Origin of the sequence: Metapseudomonas resinovorans DSM 21078 (genome assembly GCF_000423545.1) — a bacterium.
GTDB classification, from domain to species: domain Bacteria; phylum Pseudomonadota; class Gammaproteobacteria; order Pseudomonadales; family Pseudomonadaceae; genus Metapseudomonas; species Metapseudomonas resinovorans.
The window spans coordinates 105,344-122,651 of sequence record NZ_AUIE01000016.1 but is presented as its reverse complement, the minus strand read 5'-3'; the positions used below and the strand labels follow the sequence as shown (position 1 = coordinate 122,651).

General features: G+C 65.9%; 20 protein-coding genes, 1 pseudogene and 1 riboswitch. Of the genes and pseudogenes, 3 read left to right on the top strand and 18 right to left on the bottom strand.

Features of this window, described 5'->3' with window-relative positions:
• The first annotated feature begins 30 nt into the window (after window positions 1–30).
• Entirely contained in the window at window positions 31–438 is a 408-nt protein-coding gene (locus G559_RS0114850; protein WP_338053612.1) for an endonuclease domain-containing protein, read from the top strand.
• On the opposite strand, the gene G559_RS0114845 is transcribed toward G559_RS0114850, so the two are convergent.
• From G559_RS0114845 to btuB, 11 genes and pseudogenes are all read right to left on the bottom strand, one after another.
• Window positions 435–1,166 (bottom strand): adenosylcobinamide-GDP ribazoletransferase, encoded by a 732-nt coding sequence (locus G559_RS0114845; RefSeq protein ID WP_028628983.1) that lies wholly within the window; start codon window positions 1,164–1,166, stop codon window positions 435–437. The genes G559_RS0114850 and G559_RS0114845 overlap by 4 nt on opposite strands.
• Window positions 1,163–1,729 (bottom strand): alpha-ribazole phosphatase family protein, encoded by a 567-nt coding sequence (gene cobC / locus G559_RS0114840; RefSeq protein ID WP_028628982.1) that lies wholly within the window; start codon window positions 1,727–1,729, stop codon window positions 1,163–1,165. The genes G559_RS0114845 and cobC overlap by 4 nt, the downstream gene beginning before the upstream one ends.
• Window positions 1,726–2,781 carry a nicotinate-nucleotide--dimethylbenzimidazole phosphoribosyltransferase gene (gene cobT, locus G559_RS0114835; RefSeq protein WP_028628981.1) on the bottom strand — a complete coding sequence of 352 codons (1,056 nt, stop codon included), beginning with the start codon at window positions 2,779–2,781 and terminating at the stop codon, window positions 1,726–1,728. Before cobT ends, cobC begins: the two co-directional genes overlap by 4 nt.
• Entirely contained in the window at window positions 2,778–3,299 is a 522-nt protein-coding gene (gene cobU / locus G559_RS30630) for a bifunctional adenosylcobinamide kinase/adenosylcobinamide-phosphate guanylyltransferase (RefSeq protein ID WP_162144821.1), read from the bottom strand. Before cobU ends, cobT begins: the two co-directional genes overlap by 4 nt.
• 60 nt (window positions 3,300–3,359) lie before the next feature.
• A pseudogene (locus G559_RS29005) lies at window positions 3,360–4,808 on the bottom strand (cobyric acid synthase); the annotation flags it as partial.
• Window positions 4,805–5,797 carry a threonine-phosphate decarboxylase CobD gene (cobD, locus tag G559_RS0114825; RefSeq protein ID WP_028628980.1) on the bottom strand — a complete coding sequence of 331 codons (993 nt, stop codon included), beginning with the start codon at window positions 5,795–5,797 and terminating at the stop codon, window positions 4,805–4,807. The gene cobD and the pseudogene G559_RS29005, both read right to left, overlap by 4 nt.
• Window positions 5,790–6,698 (bottom strand): adenosylcobinamide-phosphate synthase CbiB, encoded by a 909-nt coding sequence (gene cbiB / locus G559_RS0114820; RefSeq protein ID WP_028628979.1) that lies wholly within the window; start codon window positions 6,696–6,698, stop codon window positions 5,790–5,792. Before cbiB ends, cobD begins: the two co-directional genes overlap by 8 nt.
• A complete protein-coding gene (gene bluB / locus G559_RS0114815; protein WP_028628978.1) occupies window positions 6,695–7,345 on the bottom strand; it encodes a 5,6-dimethylbenzimidazole synthase in 651 nt (216 codons plus the stop codon). The genes cbiB and bluB overlap by 4 nt, the downstream gene beginning before the upstream one ends.
• Window positions 7,342–8,670 carry a cobyrinate a,c-diamide synthase gene (locus G559_RS0114810; protein ID WP_051246678.1) on the bottom strand — a complete coding sequence of 443 codons (1,329 nt, stop codon included), beginning with the start codon at window positions 8,668–8,670 and terminating at the stop codon, window positions 7,342–7,344. Before G559_RS0114810 ends, bluB begins: the two co-directional genes overlap by 4 nt.
• Window positions 8,671–8,736: 66 nt before the next feature.
• On the bottom strand, window positions 8,737–9,348 hold the full coding sequence (gene cobO / locus G559_RS0114805) for a cob(I)yrinic acid a,c-diamide adenosyltransferase (RefSeq protein ID WP_028628976.1): 612 nt from the start codon (window positions 9,346–9,348) through the stop codon (window positions 8,737–8,739).
• 11 nt (window positions 9,349–9,359) lie between these two features.
• Window positions 9,360–11,237 (bottom strand): TonB-dependent vitamin B12 receptor, encoded by a 1,878-nt coding sequence (gene btuB / locus G559_RS0114800; RefSeq protein WP_028628975.1) that lies wholly within the window; start codon window positions 11,235–11,237, stop codon window positions 9,360–9,362.
• Between the two features lie 69 nt (window positions 11,238–11,306).
• Window positions 11,307–11,517, bottom strand: a riboswitch (cobalamin riboswitch).
• A 255-nt stretch (window positions 11,518–11,772) separates the two neighbouring features.
• Between btuB and G559_RS0114795 the strand changes: the two genes are divergently transcribed.
• Both G559_RS0114795 and G559_RS0114790 read left to right on the top strand, forming a co-directional pair.
• The gene (locus G559_RS0114795) at window positions 11,773–12,060 is read left to right on the top strand and encodes a type II toxin-antitoxin system Phd/YefM family antitoxin (protein WP_028628974.1); all 288 of its coding nucleotides are present in this window, start codon (window positions 11,773–11,775) and stop codon (window positions 12,058–12,060) included.
• Window positions 12,044–12,385, top strand: a complete 342-nt coding sequence (locus G559_RS0114790; protein ID WP_028628973.1) for a type II toxin-antitoxin system RelE/ParE family toxin — start codon at window positions 12,044–12,046, stop codon at window positions 12,383–12,385. Before G559_RS0114795 ends, G559_RS0114790 begins: the two co-directional genes overlap by 17 nt.
• A 141-nt stretch (window positions 12,386–12,526) precedes the next feature.
• Here G559_RS0114790 and G559_RS0114785 read toward each other — a convergent pair whose 3' ends face one another.
• The 7 genes from G559_RS0114785 to ttcA form a co-directional block, all read right to left on the bottom strand.
• Window positions 12,527–12,847 (bottom strand): hypothetical protein, encoded by a 321-nt coding sequence (locus tag G559_RS0114785; protein ID WP_028628972.1) that lies wholly within the window; start codon window positions 12,845–12,847, stop codon window positions 12,527–12,529.
• Window positions 12,848–12,852: 5 nt separating this feature from the next.
• Complete coding sequence (locus G559_RS0114780; RefSeq protein ID WP_028628971.1) at window positions 12,853–13,503, bottom strand: O-methyltransferase; 651 nt, start codon at window positions 13,501–13,503, stop codon at window positions 12,853–12,855.
• A 7-nt stretch (window positions 13,504–13,510) separates the two neighbouring features.
• Window positions 13,511–14,038 (bottom strand): C40 family peptidase, encoded by a 528-nt coding sequence (locus G559_RS0114775; protein WP_028628970.1) that lies wholly within the window; start codon window positions 14,036–14,038, stop codon window positions 13,511–13,513.
• 143 nt (window positions 14,039–14,181) lie between these two features.
• Window positions 14,182–14,802, bottom strand: a complete 621-nt coding sequence (locus tag G559_RS0114770) for a C40 family peptidase (protein ID WP_028628969.1) — start codon at window positions 14,800–14,802, stop codon at window positions 14,182–14,184.
• A 69-nt stretch (window positions 14,803–14,871) separates the two neighbouring features.
• The gene (locus tag G559_RS0114765; RefSeq protein WP_028628968.1) at window positions 14,872–15,636 is read right to left on the bottom strand and encodes an NAD-dependent deacylase; all 765 of its coding nucleotides are present in this window, start codon (window positions 15,634–15,636) and stop codon (window positions 14,872–14,874) included.
• A gap of 42 nt (window positions 15,637–15,678) precedes the next feature.
• The gene (locus G559_RS0114760) at window positions 15,679–16,350 is read right to left on the bottom strand and encodes a DNA-3-methyladenine glycosylase I (RefSeq protein WP_028628967.1); all 672 of its coding nucleotides are present in this window, start codon (window positions 16,348–16,350) and stop codon (window positions 15,679–15,681) included.
• An 89-nt stretch (window positions 16,351–16,439) separates the two neighbouring features.
• Window positions 16,440–17,264, bottom strand: coding sequence for a tRNA 2-thiocytidine(32) synthetase TtcA (gene ttcA, locus G559_RS0114755; RefSeq protein WP_028628966.1), 825 nt, complete (start codon window positions 17,262–17,264; stop codon window positions 16,440–16,442).
• Between the last annotated feature and the right edge of the window lie 44 nt (window positions 17,265–17,308).

The following is a 17,308-nucleotide window of genomic DNA, read 5'->3' as shown; positions in this document are numbered from 1 at the left end:
GACAATCGAGTCTTTATTCACTGAGCAAGGATGCTTATGGAAAGGCTCGAATTTGCCAGGAGACTCAGGGTGGAGCAGACGGATGCGGAGCGTCTGCTATGGCAGCATCTGCGCAATCGCTTGCTATCCGGCTTGAAGTTTCGTCGGCAACAACCGCTGGGGCCCTACTTCGCAGACTTCTACTGCCATGAACACAAACTCGTCGTCGAACTCGACGGCGGCCAGCACCTGGAGAATCCCGTCGACTCTAGACGCGATGCCTGGCTCGTAACGAACGGATATCGCGTGCTGCGCTTCTGGAACCACGACGTATTGCAACAGACGAACGCCGTGCTTGAAGCAATCTGGCTGACGACGCAGGAGCCGGAGCTCTCTATCAAACCACCCTCACCCCTAGCCCCTCTCCCTCCGGGAGAGGGGCTAGGGGTGAGGGCCTAACCGACAAGCGCCACACCCACCAGCACCCCCACCTCCACCAACTCCACCAGCGCCCCCGCCGTATCCCCTGTCGTGCCGCCCAGCCGCCGCAGGAAGCGTCCGCGCAACCAGCCGAACACCACCAGCGCTGCGGCCAGGGCAACCCAGGCCGACCAGCCCAGCACCAGCATCGCCACGCCCTGCGCAGCCAGCCACAGGGGCAGTTCCCGGCGTGGCAGGTGTTCGGCCAACGCTTGGCCCAGGCCACCCGGGCGCACGTACGGAGTGGTCAGGAACAACAAGGGCAGCATTCCGCGCGCCAGCCAGGGGGCCAGCACGAGGGGCAGCCATTGCCCTGCCTGCAGCACAGCCGTGAGTGCCGCGAACTTGAGCAACAGCACCACCACCAGCACGACCACCGCGATGGGGCCGCTGCGTGGGTCCTTCATGATCGTCAGGGTGCGTTCGCGGTCGCCGTAGCCGCCCACCCAGGCATCCGCCGTGTCGGCCAGGCCGTCCAGGTGAAGACCGCCCGACAGCCCCACCCAGAGCGCGAGCAGCAGCGCCGCGGACAACAGCATCGGCTGCCCATCCAGCAGCCAGGCTGCGGCCAGCAGCAGTCCCCCGATCAGCAGGCCGACCAGCGGGTACCACAATAGCGAGCGCCCGATTTCTCGCGGCTCGGGCATACCCGGCAGGCGGACAGGCAGACGGGTGAGGAACTGCAGGGCGATCAGCAAGGGCGTCATGGGCGTTCCCGCAGGCCGCTTTCGTCGACGGCCAGGCGGAACAGTTCGCCGTGGGCGACCTCCACCTGCATCAGTTGGGCACGCGGCAGTTGCCGGGCGCGCGCCACCAGGAGGCGGATCACCCCGCCGTGGGTAACCAGCAGCACCCGCTGACCGGCAAAACGCTCATGCAGGCGTTCGCCTGCGGCCATGACCCGCGCTTCGAAGTCCTGCAATGTCTCGCCGTCCGGCGGGGTAAAGCTGTAGGGGTCGTTCCAGAACAGGCCCAGGCCTTCGCCGTGCTCTTCCATCAGCTCAGCGGCGCTGCGGCCTTCCCACTGGCCGAAGTGCAGTTCGCGCAGATCGGCATCGAAGTGCAGCGGCAGGCCAAGACGCTGCTCCAGCTCGCGAGCAAAGGCCGCGCAGCGTTGCAGGGGCGAACTCACCAGCACATCCCAGGGGCCCGCCTCTGCGACCCCGGAGCGCATCTGCGCCCAGCCGGTATCGGTCAGGGCGTCGTCCAGGCTGCCGCGAAAGCCGCCGCCGCGCTCGGTTTCGCCATGACGCAGAAGGTCGAGCTTCATGCAGGTCGGTCCGATACCGAAGCCTCGGCGAACGTGGCCATTCCGTCATGCAGCTCGCACGCCAGGCGCAGCAACGGCAGGGCGATCGCCGCGCCGCTGCCTTCGCCCAAGCGCAGCCCCAGGTCCAGCAGCGGCTGAGCTTCCAGCGCATCGAGTACGGCCATGTGGCCGGGCTCGGCGGAGCGGTGGGAGAACAACAGCCACTCGCGGCACGCGGGGTTCAGGCGTACGGCACAGAGCGCAGCGACGCTGCAGATGAAGCCATCCACCAGGACCGGCAGGCCCTGCTGGGCGCACGCGAGATAGGCGCCAGTCAGCGCCGCCACTTCGAAGCCGCCAAGTCGACGCAGGGTTTCCTGCGGGCTGTCGCAGTGATCGCGGTGCAGGGCCAGGGCGTGCTCGATCACCTGGATCTTGTGCGCCACACCCTTGCCATCCAGCCCGGTACCAGGCCCAGCCAGCGAGGAGGCCGGCAGGTCCAACAGGGCACACGCCAAGGCACTGGCAGTGGTCGTATTGCCGATGCCCATTTCGCCGCCGACGTACAGGTCGGCACCCGCTTCCAGGGCGCGCTCCACGCTGGCATGGCCGGCCTGCAGGGCGATCAGGCACTGGGCCGCGGTCATCGCCGGCTCTCGGGCGAAGTTCGCGGTGCCCGCTCCCACCTGCAAATGCAGCACGCCTGGCAGCGGCTCCAATGGCACGGCGGTGCCCAGATCCACCAGCTCCAGGGTGGCGCCCAGGCTCTTCGCCAGCACGCTGATGGCGGCCCCGCCGCGGACGAAGTTGCGCAGCATCTCGCCCGTCACCGCCTGCGGGTAGGCGGATACGCCCTCCTCCACCACGCCATGGTCGCCGGCGAACACCGCGAACCAGGGGCGGTCGATGCACGGCCGCTCACGACCCTGCTGGGCGGCAAGGGTGATGGCCAGGTCTTCCAGTTGGCCGAGCGCGCCACGCGGTTTGGTCAATTGGTCCTGGCGGGCCTGGGCCTTGGCGCGGGCTACCGGGTCGAGCGGCTGGCAGGGTTTCAACCACCAATCGAGTGTCATAGGGGCTCTCCCTTCAGAATCATGGGCAGGCCAGCGACGGTGAATATCACCCGTTCGCTGCGTTCGGCCAGGGCCTGGTGCAGCCAGCCGGCTTCGTCGACATAGCGACGGGTCAGCTCGCCCAGGGGCACGACGCCCAGCCCGGTTTCATTGCTCACCAGCAGCACGCGGCCCGGCAGCTCGGCGATGCAACCGAGCAGCGCTTCGCGCTCAGCATCGAGCCGCGCCGGGTCGTCCAGCATCAGCAGGTTGGTCAGCCAGAGGGTCAGGCAATCCACCAGCAGGCAGGTGTCGGCGGCGGCGCTCTCGCGCAATACGCGGGCCAGCTCCAGCGGCTCTTCCACTAGGCCCCAGTGCTCTGGACGGCGGGCGCGGTGATGGGCGACCCGCGCGCTCATCTCACCGTCCAGCGGCTGGCTGGTGGCGACGTAGATGACCTTGAGGCCACTTTCAGCGGCGAGCTTCTCTGCCATCCGGCTCTTGCCGGAGCGGGCACCGCCGAGGATGAGCTCAGGCATCGGTAAACCTCGTAATTCGTGGGGCGTTCTGCCGTGGTTCGAGTGCATGCCCGTAGGGGACAGCCCGCACAGTAACTGCAGCCTCCGCGTATCCAGATGCTGTTCCACCTGGTCGGCAAGGCGCTCGATATCGCGTTCCCGCAGGGCGTGGTAGTCGACGCTTTGCACGGCGGCGAGACCCGCCCAGCGCAGGATGGCGGCGCACGCCTCGGAGGATTCGAACAGGCCGTGCAGGTAGGTGCCCATGACTTGGCCGTCGGAACTGCGAGCGCCATCGGTGTGGCCGTCGTCCAGCGTGACCATGGGGTTTTCCAGGCCAATGCCGGTAGTGACACCGGCATGGATTTCGTAGCCGCTCACCGCCGCGTCTTCCAGGCGCAGGTGGCCGGCGACATTGCGCAGCTGCTTCTCGGGCTCCAGCACGGTGTCGATGTCCAGCAGGCCGAGGCCGGCGCTCTCCCCGGCGGGACCTTCCAGGCCGTGGGGATCGGCAATGCGGCGGCCGAGCATCTGGTAGCCACCGCAAATGCCGAGCACCTTGCCGCCGTAGCGCAGATGACGCTGCAGCGCCTGGTCCCAACCGTGTTCACGCAGGCGCGCGAGGTCGGCGCGCACGCTCTTGGAGCCGGGCAGGATGATCAGGTCCGACGGCGGAATGGGTTGGCCCGGGCCGACAAAACTGAGTTGTACCTGCGGGTGCAGGCGCAGCGGGTCGAAGTCGGTGTGGTTGCTGATGCGCGGCAACACCGGCACCGCTACCCGCAGCAGTTCTCCGGCCTTGGCTGCCTGGCGCAGGTCAATGGCGTCCTCGGCCTCCAGGTGGAAGTCGGTGAGGTACGGCAGCACGCCGAGCACCGGCTTGCCGGTGCGTTGCTCCAGCCAGTCCAGGCCCGGCTTGAGCAGGCCGATATCGCCCCGGAAACGGTTGATGACGAAGCCCTTCACCCGCGCCTGTTCGCTGGGCGAGAGCAGCGCCAGGGTGCCCACCAGATGGGCGAAAACGCCGCCCCGGTCGATATCGGCGACCAGGATCACCGGGCAGTCCACCGCCTCGGCAAAGCCCATGTTGGCAATGTCGTTGGCGCGCAGGTTGATCTCTGCCGGGGAGCCAGCGCCCTCCACCAGCACCACCGAATACTGGCTGCCAAGGCGCTGGTGGGACTCCAGCACCGCGGCCATCGCGACCTTCTTGTAGTCGTGGTAGGCGGCGGCATTCATGCTGGTGACGGCGCGGCCATGGATGATCACCTGGGCGCCGATGTCGGTGTTGGGCTTGAGCAGCACCGGGTTCATGTCGGTATGGGGCGCCAGGCCACATGCCTGAGCCTGCACGGCCTGGGCGCGGCCGATTTCGCCGCCATCGGCGGTCACCGCGCTGTTCAGGGCCATGTTCTGCGGTTTGAACGGCACCACCGCCACGCCCTGGCGCCTGAGCCAGCGGCAAATCGCCGTCACCAGGGTGCTCTTGCCGGCGTCGGAGGTGGTGCCCTGCACCATCAGAGTGGTCATGGACGCTCCTTGGAATAGTCGATCAGGGCCCGCCGCAGCCTTTCCCAACCCGCCTCGTCCGGCGGCAAACCGAAGCGCAGGCTGGCCGGCACGCTGAATAGCCGGGTGAGAATGCCGCGCGCGGCGAGAAATTCGTGCAAGGCCGTTGCGTCCTCCCGGACCAGGCGCTGGAACAGTGCCGTGCCACCGGATGGCGGCCATCCGCAGTCGTTCAGCAGGGCTACCAGGCGCTGACCGTCCCGCAGCAGGGATTGCCGCTGGCGAGCCTGCCCCGCTTTGTCTTGGAGCAACGCCTTGGCCAGGGCGCGGGCCGGGCCGCTCACCGTCCAGGGGCCGAGCCACTCGGCGAGCCGATCCAGCAGTTGAGGTTCGGCCAGGACAAAGCCCAGGCGGATGCCCGCCAGGCCGAAGAACTTGCCGAAGGAGCGCAGCACCAACAGCCCTGGCAAGGGGCAATGGCGCGCCAGGCTCAGCTCCGGAGTGCAGTCCATGAAGGCTTCGTCCACCAGCAACCAGCCACCGCGCTCTGCCAGACGCGCACGCCAGGCCAGCAGAGTGTGTGGCGCCAGTCGCTCTCCGGTGGGGTTGTTCGGGTTGACCACCAGCAGCACGTCGAATCGTTCCAGCTCGCGCTCGGCAGTGTCGGCGTCCAGCGCTTCCAGCTCATGCCCTTCGCGGCGCCAGGCGTGGGCGTGCTCGGCGTAGCAGGGTGAGATCACCCCGACCCGGCTGCGCTCGCGAAGTCGCGGCAAGGCCTGGATCGCCGCCTGGGAACCGGCAACGGGCAGCAGCGAGTCGCAGCCGTAGTAGCGCCGGGCCGCGTGTTCCAGGCCGTCGTCCAGCTCGGGCAGGCGCGCCCAGGCTGCCGCGGGGATGGCCGGCAGTTCCCAGCCATAGGGGGCGATGCCGGTGGACAGGTCGAGCCACTCGGCCTCGGCTATGCCGTAGCGCTGCGCCGCCGCACGCAGCCGTCCGCCATGTTCAAGCAAGGAGCCAGCCTCCGATGATCAGCGCCGCGAGCCAGAGCATCACCCCCTGGCGCACCAGGTCCATCGCACGACGGATGTCTTCGGCGCGAGCGGCCGGACCTTCGCCCAGTCGCGGGCGGTCGTGCAGTTCGCCGTGGTAGACCGCCGGGCCACCGAGGGCCACGCCCAGGGCGCCCGCGCCGGCGGCCATCACCGGCCCGGCGTTGGGGCTGTCCCACTGCGGCGCTTGGCTGCGCCAGCAGCGCAGGGCCAGGCTGGTTTTGCCGAGCACCGCGTAGGTCAGGGCCACCAGCCGGGCCGGGATGTAGTTGAGGACGTCGTCGATGCGCGCAGCGGCCCAGCCAAAGCGCTCGAAGCGCTCGTTGCGGTAACCCCACATGGCGTCCAGCGTGTTGGAAAGGCGGTACAGCACCACTCCGGGCGCACCCGCCACGGCGAACCAGAACAGCGCAGCGAACACCGCGTCACTGCCGTTTTCCAGCACCGACTCGGTAGCGGCGCGGGCCACGGCCGCTTCGTCCAGCTCGCGTGTTTCGCGACTGACCATGTAGCCGACGCGCTTGCGTGCTTCCGGCAAGTCCCCCGCTTGCAGCGCGCTGGCGACCGGCTCTGCGTGCTCATTGAGGCTGCGCAGGCCAATGGCGGCGTAGAGCGCAATGACGCCCACCAGCCAACCGATATAGGGCAGTTCCGAAAGCAGCCAGGCAGCGAAGGTCAGCGGCAGCACGGCGAGTACCCAGGCACTCACGCCATGACTGCGCCAGCCACGGCCCCCCGTGTTGAAGCGTTGCTCCAGGCGGTTGGCGAGCCTGCCGAAAGCCACCAGCGGGTGCCAGCCCCTGGGCTCACCGAACAGGGCATCCAGCGCCACGGCGCCGAGCGTGAGGAAACCCAGGCTCATGGGCGCTCCCCCCATTGGTTCTCGAACACCAGCTCGGCCAGCGGACGCGGCTGGGCCCAGCCTTCCAGCGCCAACATGGGCGCCGGGTAGAACTCGGTGACCGGCCCCAGGCAGAGCACCGCCATGGGCTTGCTGCCTGCGGGCATGCCGAGCAGGTCAGCCAGGGCAGCGGGATCGAACAGCGAAACCCAGCCCATTCCCAAGCCTTCTGCGCGGGCGGCCAGCCAGAGGTTTTGGATAGCGCAGGAGAGCGAGGCCAGGTCCATTTCCGGTAGGGTGCGGCGGCCGAATACATGGGCCTCACGTCCGTCCATCAAGGCGGCCACCAGCAGTTCGGCACAATCGCGGATGCCTTCTACCTTGAGTTTCATGAACTCGTCGGAGCGTTCACCCAGGGCTTCGGCGGTGCTTATCCGTTCGGCGTCCACCAGCGCGTGAATACCATCGCGCAGCCCTTGCAAGGTGATGCGGATAAACCGCCAGGGCTGCATCAGCCCGACACTGGGCGCATGGTGCGCCGCCTCCAGCAGCCGAGCCAGCACCTCGGGCGCAACCTCACCGCCGCTGAAGTGGCGCATGTCGCGGCGCTCGGCAATGGCGCGGTAGACCGCTGCCCGTTCGTCAGGGCTGAAGGCATGCTCGCTCATGGTCGGAACAGCTCCACGGCCGCCCGTGGATTGGACGGCAGGTAGAAGTGAATGTAGGAGGCGGTCAAACGGCCCCTGCGGAACACTGCCTCGGCCACCGGTTTGTCGTTCGGGCACAGGCCGCGCACCAGGGGTTCCTGCGGCGAATCCAGCAACGAATGGTGGAAGGTGTGGCCGCGCAGGCTGCCTTCCGGCAGTGGCGCTTCCTGAAGAGCCAGGGCCGCCAGGCGCTTCTGCAGGGTAGCGCGACCGGGCAGCAGACCGACCAGCTCAGCGGATTCGCCAGCCACGTCGGTCAGGGCTTCCAGCAGGTAGAGCATGCCGCCGCACTCGGCGAGGATCGGCCTGCCCGCTTCATGGTGGGCGCGGATGGCCTCCGCCATGGCGCGGTTGCCTTCCAGTTGGCGCAGGTGCAGCTCGGGGTAGCCGCCCGGCAGGTAGAGACTGTCCACCTCAGGCAGGCGCTCATCCGCCAGCGGCGAGAAGAACACCAGCTCGGCCCCCAGGCGCTGGAGCAAGTCCAGGTTGGCCTGATAGAGAAAGGCGAAGGAGGTATCCCGCGCCACGCCGATGCGCACACCAGCCAGACCGTCACCCAGCGCCTGCGGCTCGGGGGCGCTGAAGTTCACCGCCGGGGGCAGGGCCACTTCCGCGCTGGCAGCCAGGGCGTCGGCGGCGGCGTCGAGGCGCGCATCCAGGTCGGCCAGTTCCTCGGCCTGCACCAGGCCCAGGTGGCGGCTGGGCAACTCCACATCGGCGCTGCGCGGCAGGGAGCCGTACCAGCGGATCCAGTCCGGCAGGCTGTTGCGGATCAGGTCACTGTGGCGCTGGCTGCCGACCCGGTTGCCGAGCACGCCGGCAAAAGGCAGGCCGGGCTGGTAGGTGGCCAGCCCCACGGCCAGGGCACCGAAGGTCTGCGCCATGGCGGCGCCATTGATTACACCCAGCACCGGCACGCCAAAGTGACGCGCCAGATCGGCCGCCGAGGGCGAGCCGTCGAACAGCCCCATCACGCCCTCGGTCAGGATCAGGTCGGCCTCCCCTGCGGCTTCCCAGAGCAAGCGGCGACTTTCCGCCTCGCCCACCATCCACAGGTCCAACTGATAGACCGGTGCGCCCGACGCGCGAGCGAGGATCATCGGGTCGAGGAAATCCGGCCCGCACTTGAACACCCGTACCCGCTTGCCTTGTCGGGTGTGCAGGCGTGCGAGCGCGGCGGTGACCGTGGTCTTGCCCTGGCCGGAAGCGGGGGCGGCGATCAGCAGGGCGGGACATTGTCTCCCCTCTCCCGCTGGGAGAGGAGTGAGGGATTTCGCGTCAGGCATGGGTGGCCCTCTCCCCGGCCCTCTCCCTGAAGGGAGAGGGGGTAAAAGCAGCGACGGTGCCCGACATCAGAACTCCACGCCCTTCTGGGCCTTAACGCCGGCCTTGAAGGCGTGCTTGACCAGGCTCATCTCAGTGACGGTGTCGGCGGCGTCGATCAGGCCCTGGGGCGCGCCCCGGCCGGTCGCGACCACGTGCTGGTGTTCAGGACGGGACTCAATGTCGCGCAGCACCTCGTCCAGCTCCAGGTAGCCGTGCTTAAGGGCGATGTTCAGCTCGTCCAGCACCACCAGGCCGATCTGCGGGTCGTCCAGCAGGCTGCGGGCTACGGCCCAGGCGGCACGGGCCTTCTCGATGTCGCGCTGGCGGTCCTGGGTGTCCCAGGTGTAGCCCTCGCCCATCACGTGGTAGCTGACCTCTTCGGGGAAGCGGCGGAAGAAGCTCTCTTCACCGGTGGACATGCCGCCCTTGATGAACTGCACCACCCCCACCTTGAGGCCGTGCCCCAAGGCGCGGGCGACCATGCCAAAGGCCGAGCTGCTCTTGCCCTTGCCGTTGCCGGTATGAACCAGCAGCAGGCCGTATTCGTCCTGGGCCTGGGCGATCTTCTCGTCGACCACGGCCTTCTTGCGTTGCATGCGGGCCTTGTGGCGGACATCGCGATCTGCGGATTCGGTCATGGGTGATCCCCTCAAAGCGCTTGATAGCGAACGGTGAAAAACACTGCCTGCCCCGGCTGGTTGTAGTCCAGAGCGGTTTCATAGTCGGCGTCCAGCAGGTTGGTCACCTTGGCCTGCAGGCGCCATTCCTCGGCCAGCCAGTACTCGCCGCGCAGGTCGACGGTAGCGTAGCCGGCCACGCGTTCGCGGTTGGCCAGGTCGTTGTAGCTGCGACCCTCGGCATGCAGCGTGGCGCCGATGCCGAAGCGGCCGATGCGTCGGTCCAGGTCCAGATTGAACACCTCGCGCGCACGACGCGGCAGATCGTTGCCCGAATTGGCGCCGGACTCGCGATTCTGCGGATCGAGGAAGGTGGCGTTGGCGTTCCAGTCCCAGCCCAGCCACTGGCTACCGAGGACCAGCTCCAGGCCGTCGATGCGCGCCTTGCCGATGTTGTTGGGGCCGCCATAGAGGCCGAGGGTGGAGTCGTAGGCGATCAGGTCGTCCACATGGGTACGGTAGGCGTTGATCGACCAGCGGCCCCAGTCGTGTTGACCGGCAAGGCCAGCTTCGAAGCTTTCCGAGGTTTCCGCGTCCAGGTCGGGGTTGCCGTAGCCCGGGTAGTACAGCTCGTTGAAGCTGGGCGCCTTGAAGGCGGTGCCGTAGCTCAGGCTGAAGCGCACGGCGTCGGTCAGGGCGTAGCCCCAGGCGGCATTGCCGGTGTCGTGGGTGCCGAACTGCTCGTTGTCGTCGCGACGCAGACTGAGTTGCCAGTCCTGGCGCCCGTGCTCGCCCAGATACTGGGCGAACCAGCCTCTGTTCAGTCGTGAGTCTCTGCCAAAAGTCTTAGTGCTGCTGACTTGCTCATGCTGCCAATCCACGCCCGCCGTCAGGACATGACCATCGGCGAGGGTGAAATCGTTCAGCCACGCCGCACTGTCGCGGCGTGTATCGATACGAGTATCAAAGGCCCCATCGCGATAATCCTTGGACTTGTCATCGTTCCGGCCGACTTGAAGCGTGACGGTCCAGGGCTCCAACGGCGAGTACCGGGCACGACCGCCCAGCACGGTCTGTTCCACATCCGAATTGGAGCGAAAACCGACTCTGCGGCCGGTATCCCACTCGTCGTAGATTCCGTCGTAATCGTTGTGCGCCTGGGATCTCAGCGCTGTGCCATCCAGCTCTAGACCGTTATCGAATCGATAGCCCGCGCGTAAATTGCCAGAGTTATTCCGGTACCCATCGCTGTCGGGCTCATAGATGGTGGGATCGAATCTTTCCGGTTTCTTGGCGTTGATGCCGTCGGTGTCCTGGCTGCTAACGCCGAGGCTGTACCAGGCTTTGCCATCGCCACCGGACACGCCAGCGCTGCCTTCATAACTGTCGTGAGTGCCGTAGCCTGCGGAGAACCAAGGCTTGGCCCCTTCCTTGCCGCCTTTGCGGGTGAATATCTGGATCACGCCGCCAATGGCTTCGGAGCCATAAAGACTGGAGCGCGGCCCACGGACGACTTCGATGCGTTCGATCAGCTCGACAGGCAGGTCCTGGAAGGCCGTCAGGCCGGCGCTCACCGAGCCAACCTTGACGCCATTGATCAGCACCAACACGTGATCGGACTCTGTGCCGCGCATGAACAGCGTGGTGTTCTTGCCCGGCCCGCCGTTGTTGCTGAGGGTGACGCCCGGCACCTTGCGCAGCAGGTCGGGGACGGATTGTGCCTGGCTGCGCTCGATCTCTTCGCGGTCGATCACGGTGGTGGCAGCAAGACTGGCGCGCACCGGCTGCTCGCTGCGGGTAGCGGTGACGACCTGCTCATCCAGCGTCAGGGGCGCTGCGGCCAGGAAAGGGGAAACGGACGTACCGCCGAGCAGCGCAAGCGCCGCCGGCCTGATGAAAGGCTTGCGAATCAAGGTTGGATCTCCGTCGTGCCACCCGCGCGACATCTGTAGGGGGTACTGCATGCGGAAGGCTCCGCGATGCCCAGGTTGCGACAGGCCGGTCTCCGGGCTTGCGAGTGGAGCTGAGCTCCTGTGCCGCGCCTTCCCATGCGTTAGCACAGTGGCCGATTGCGACTTCTACTCGCCTACCGTTGCGGGGGCAGCGCCGGATTCTTCATCGGAATGGACCGGCTTCCCTGTTTCACCCCGTAGTTCAGATCCACGGGGCACCTGAGGCAGCGGCGAAGGTTAGAGGGTTGGCGGATGAGCGTCAAACCTGACAGATCAACCAGAGTGGACATCGCCTTTCGTGTCCACCAACCCCTACCCTCGGCTCACGCCATAGCTGCCGCCGAGCGAAAACTCGCAAGACAAGCGGAAGCCAGGGGCGAATTTGCCGTTTGCCACCAGTCTGTATTCGGACTATAAACGGCCCACCCCATTCATTCTCTCTGGGGCGCTTCATCCCGCCGGGATGCCTCGCCCACACCACCTAGGAGTCGCTATGAAAATCCAGACCATCAGTTACCTGAAGCAGCATGCTGCCTCGTTGGACCTCAGCGAGCCCATGGTGATTACCCAGAACGGTGTGCCGGCCTATGTGGTCGAGTCCTACGCCGAGCGCCAGCGCCGTGACGAAGCGTTGGCGCTGATCAAGCTGTTGTCCTTCGCCGACTGCGATGCAGCCGAAGGCCGCTTGATCTCGGGTGACACCCTGTTGGAACGCCTCAAGCAGCGCAGCCCCACTGCCCAGGGAACACCAGGAGATGCCCGGGATGAGCAGGACGATTGAGATCGCCTACGCCTCGACAGCCGAAGAAAGCCTGATTGCCCAGGTCCACCACCTCACGCCCTATCACGGCGTCGACGAAGCCCAGGCGCGGCTGATCGAGCTGGTCAGGCGCGCCGAGAAGCACTTGAAGTCACACCCGTTGGCCGCTCCGGTGTGCGAGCAGGCCGCCCTTCTGGGGATTCGCCACTACCGGGAGCTGCATATCGGCGAGTACCGCATCCTCTATCGCCACCTTGAGCCCGAGGCGCAGGTGGTGGTGGCACTGTTCCTGCGCCAGCGGCAGAGCATCGAGGAGCAACTCATCAATTATTGCCTGATGCGTTGAAGTCAATCGCGAGGCATACCGCAGATTAGTGCAGGCGGCGCTCCGTTAAAGCGGTGCGAAACCCAACGCATCATTGATGGGTTTCGCTTCGGTCAACCGCACCCTACGTCCCGGCCCCGTCTGCAAGCAGACACGTGCCATTCAATGCCTCGGACTGAAGCCGGCGGGTTTGCCCGCCAGCCAGTCGACGAAGGTGCGCAGGCGCTCGTCACCCAACAGGGCCTCCCGGCTGTTGTAGTTCAGGGCCAGCTCCTTTTCGCTGAACAGCTTGTGGATCTGGTTGTGGCAGGGCCTGCACACCCAGAGGGTGGCGGTGATGCGCTCGTTTTTCGCGTAGCGCTTCTGCACGTAGGGCTTGTCGTGCAGGGCCTTGGGAATCAGGTGATGACGGGTGAGCGCGGCAGGCCGGCCACACAACTCGCAGGCATCGGGCTGGGGCGGCAGGCGTATCGGTTCGGGCATGCCCGTCAGCGCTTGCGGCAGAGCGTCAGCCCATCGCCCACGGGCAGCAGCGACAGGTCGATGCGTTCATCAGTCTTCAGGGTCAGGTTCAGGGCCTGAATGGCGCGGGTGTCGTCGTTGTCCGGCTCGGCTTCCAGCACGCGACCGCTCCAGAGCACGTTATCGAAGAGGATCAGCCCGCCCTGGCGCACCAGGCGCAGGGCCTCTTCCAGGTAGGCCGGATAGTTGGCCTTGTCGGCGTCGATGAAGATCAGGTCGAGGCTGCCATCTTCCAGGCTCGCCAGGGTATCCAGTGCCGGCGCCAGGCGCAGCTCGATGCGTTCGGCCAGCCCCGCCTCCCGCCAATAGCGACGGGCGATGGCGTTGTAGTCGCCGGGCAGGTCACAGCAGATCATCCGGCCGTCAGCCGGCAGTTCCGCCGCCATGCACAGGGCGCTGTAGCCGGTGAAGGTGCCCACTTCGAGGATGCGACGAGCGCCGGTGAGCTTGACCAGCAAGGCCATGAACTGGCCCTGCTCCGGGGCGATCTGCCAGCGCGCCATGGGCATGGCGGCGGTTTCGGCGCGCAGCCGCTGCAACAGCGGCGTGTCCCGTAGCGAAACATCGAGGAGGTAGCCGTAGAGGGCGTCGTCGAGGTTCAGCGTGCGGTTGGTCATGACAACCTCAGTGGGATTGGGCCAGGCGTGGATCGAAGATTACGCGCTTGGCGCTGAGATAGCTGCGTTGCCAATAGCTGTTCGACAGGCTGTCCAGACGCACCGTTCCGCCGGTGCGCGGCGCGTGGACGAAACGCCCCTCGCCTACATAGATACCGGCATGGCTGACCTGCCCGCCGCCATTGGTGGCGAAGAACACCAGGTCGCCGCTTTGCAGGGCATTGAGGCTAATGCTGGGTGTACGCATGGAGATCAGTTCGCGCGTCGAGCGCGGCAGGGCGATACCCGCGGCGTCACGGTAGACGTAGCCGATCAGGCCACTGCAGTCGAACCCGCTGTCAGGGGTGTTGCCGCCCCAGCGATAGGGCGTGCCCACCAGGCCCAGGGCACGGAACAACACGTCTTCGGCTACGGGCGAGAACGAGTGGGCAGGGCTGGTGACAGCGGGAGGGGAATAAGGCGGCGGTGACTTGCCCGCACAAGCGGTGAGCAGCGCAGCCAGGGTGATGATGGCGAGGCGGTTCAGTGCGAGCATGGCAAGTCAGTCCTGACTTGAGGAATGCACGCTAATTTGCTGATCTCACAGTGATATTGCAAGCGAAAGCTGCACGACCGGGCAGAAAAAAGCCGAGGCGGCCACTTAGGGCCGCCTCGGCTTGTCGTCTCGCGCCGGCTGGATCAGCGATGCAGCAGGTGGCGAGTCGGGGTATTCATGGCCAGGACGCGCTTGGCTTCCATGTAGCTGGCCTTCCAGTAGCGGTCGTCGAGGCTGTCGACGCGCACACCACCGCTGCGGCTGCTGCTGGAGTGGATGAAGCGATCATCGCCGATATAGATGCCGGCGTGACTGACGCGGCCGCGGCCACGATTGTTGAAGAACACGATGTCGCCGGGCTTCAGCTCGCTACGAGCGATCACCGGAGCATCCAGGTTGATCATTTCGCGAGTGGAACGCGGCAGCTGGATACCAGCCTCTTCCTTGAACAGGTAACCGACGAAACCGCTGCAATCGAAGCCGGTCTTCATGGAACGGCCACCGAAGCGATATGGAGTACCCACCAGCTCGAAACCGCGCTCCAGCAGGCCATCGGCCAGGGACGGCATCTGGTAGGGCTCATCGTCGGTGAGGTTGGCAAGATCCAGGGCGGTGGGCCCACGATCCGCCAGCAGCGAATCGGGTGCGCCGTCGGCTACGGGAGCCTGGGCCTGGGATTGCGGTTGCTGCTGCACATTGCCTGCGCAAGCGGCGAGAAACAGAGCGAAGGTGAGAGGCACGAGGGGTGCGAAGCGCTTCAGCATGGGCACGACCGTGTCGAATGGTTTCTGATGAAGGCGCGACTATGCCCGCTATCAAATCCATTTGCAAATTTAATCGCCCGAAATGTGACTCAGCAGTCCTTGCAAAACATCTAAGGCCTTTCCTCTGAGGTGAACATCGACGACGGGGCTGAGGTCGGTGAGCGCCGGATTGATTTCCACGGTGAAACCGCCTGCTTGGCGGGTGCGGATGACGGGCTCGATGATGTAAGGAAAGCTCGCCGTGGTTCCCACCGAGATCACCGCATCGAATCCCTTGCGTAGCTCGGCGTAGAGGCTGTCGATGGCCTGCTCTGGGAGCATTTCTTCGAACAGCACCACGGGTGGGCGGAGAATACCACCACATTCATGGCATTTGGGAGGCATTTCTCCTGCCAGATGTCGGGCAAGGTCAGAACTTTCCGCCCCGCAGGACTGGCAGTAGAGCGGCGACAACTCGCCATGGATCTCGATCAGCCGCTCCGGCGGCGAGCCCGCCTGGCGGTGGTAGCCATCGATGTTCTGGGTCAGCACCCAACATTCGGGCTTGAGCCGCTGCAGCTGGGCGATTGCTTCATGACCGGCGTTCGGCCGGGCGCCCAGACAGGCGCGGCCGAGTTGGGCGAGGTACTTCCAGCAGAGCGTCGGGTTGCGCCGCAGCATCGGCCCGGAGAGTGCCTCTTCTATAGGCAACCCCTCCTCCGTCACGCCGTTGTAGAGCCCACCCAATCCGCGATAGGTGGGCAACCCCGAATCAGCCGACAGCCCGGCCCCGGTGATGACCAGGATTCGCTCGGCCGCCTTGATGGCTGATGCCACGCGCTGGATATCCGACATGCTCCCCTCCTCTGCCGGCCGGCGCCGAGCGCCCGTCGCGGCTCAGTGATTGACGGTATGGGCCAGCATCACGGACAGCTGGCACAGCGGGCGGCCGCTTTCGGCATGCCACTGGTTGAAGGCCGCCTGGACCTGGGCCAGATCTTTCTGGCTGGTGGGCGCCTTGTCGATAATGTCCTGGGCCTTGAGGGCCGCAACCATGTCATCGGTCGGAATGAAGGTGTCCTTGCCGACCATGCGCAGGAAGCGCGGCGCCGACAACCCGCCCAACTGGTTGCCATGCTTGGCCAGGTACTTCCACAGGCCGACGATGTCGGTCACCGGCCAGTCGGCGATCAGCGCGCCGAAGCTGCCTTTCTCCCGGGCCACGTCCAGCACGAACTGCGCATTGCGCGGCACACTCTTGAGCTTGCCCAGGTGGCGGATCAGTCGCGCGTCCTGCATCAGACGCTCCAGATGCTCGGCGCCCATCAGCACCACTTTCTCCGGGTCGAAGCCGAAGAACACCTCTTCGAAGGCGGGCCACTTGGCGTCCACCAGGCTGTGCTTGAGGCCTGCACGGAACACCCGCAAGGCCATCAGCGACAGATAACGGTCGTCACTCAGTGCGCGCAGCTCGGCTTCGCTGCGCGGTTGCGGCAGACGTGCTTCCAGGGCCTCGGCGGAGCCGAAGCGGTTCAGGCAGTACTCGTGGAGCCAACGGTAGTCGCGCATGCAGTGTCCTTTCGATGCGGAAACGATTCCCTTTAGGAGCCAGCTTGCTGGCGAGCCTTCGCGAGCAAGCTCGCTCCTACAAGGGCAGGTCAGATATTGACCACGTCGAGGGTACGCGGCGCCGCGGTTTCGTCGATGCGCAGGTTGGCGAAGTCGAACAGGTTGCGGTCGGCCAGCTGCGAGGGCACCACGTTCTGCAGGGCGCGGAACATGATCTCGGTACGGCCCGGGGACTTTCGCTCCCAGTCGTTGAGCATTTCCTTGACCACCTGGCGCTGCAGGTTTTCCTGGGAGCCGCAGAGGTTGCACGGGATGATCGGGAACTCCTTGAGGATGGAGTACGCCTCGATGTCGGCCTCGTTGCAGTAGGCCAGCGGACGAATCACCACGTTGCGGCCGTCGTCGGCACGCAGCTTCGGGGGCATGGCCTTGAGGGTGCCGCCGTAGAACATGTTGAGGAAGAAGGTTTCCAGGATGTCGTCGCGGTGGTGACCCAGGGCCATCTTGGTCGCGCCGATTTCGTCGGCGAAGGTGTAGAGGGTGCCGCGGCGCAGGCGCGAGCAGAGCGAGCAAGTGGTCTTGCCTTCCGGGATCTTCTCCTTCACCACCGAGTAGGTGTCCTTCTCGATGATGTGGTACGGAACGCCAATGGATTCCAGATAGGCCGGCAGGACGTGTTCCGGGAAGCCGGGCTGCTTCTGGTCCATGTTCACTGCGACGATCTCGAATTTGATCGGCGCAACCTTCTGCAGGTACAGCAGCACGTCCAGCATGGTGTAGCTGTCCTTGCCGCCGGACAGGCAGACCATGACCTTGTCGCCATCCTCGATCATGTTGAAGTCGGCGATGGCTTCGCCGGCCAGGCGGCGGATGCGTTTCTGCAGTTTGTTCTGGTTGACCGAAAGGGTGCCCATGGTGCTCTGAAATCCGGGGGAGATGCGAAAAGCTGGCTATTTTA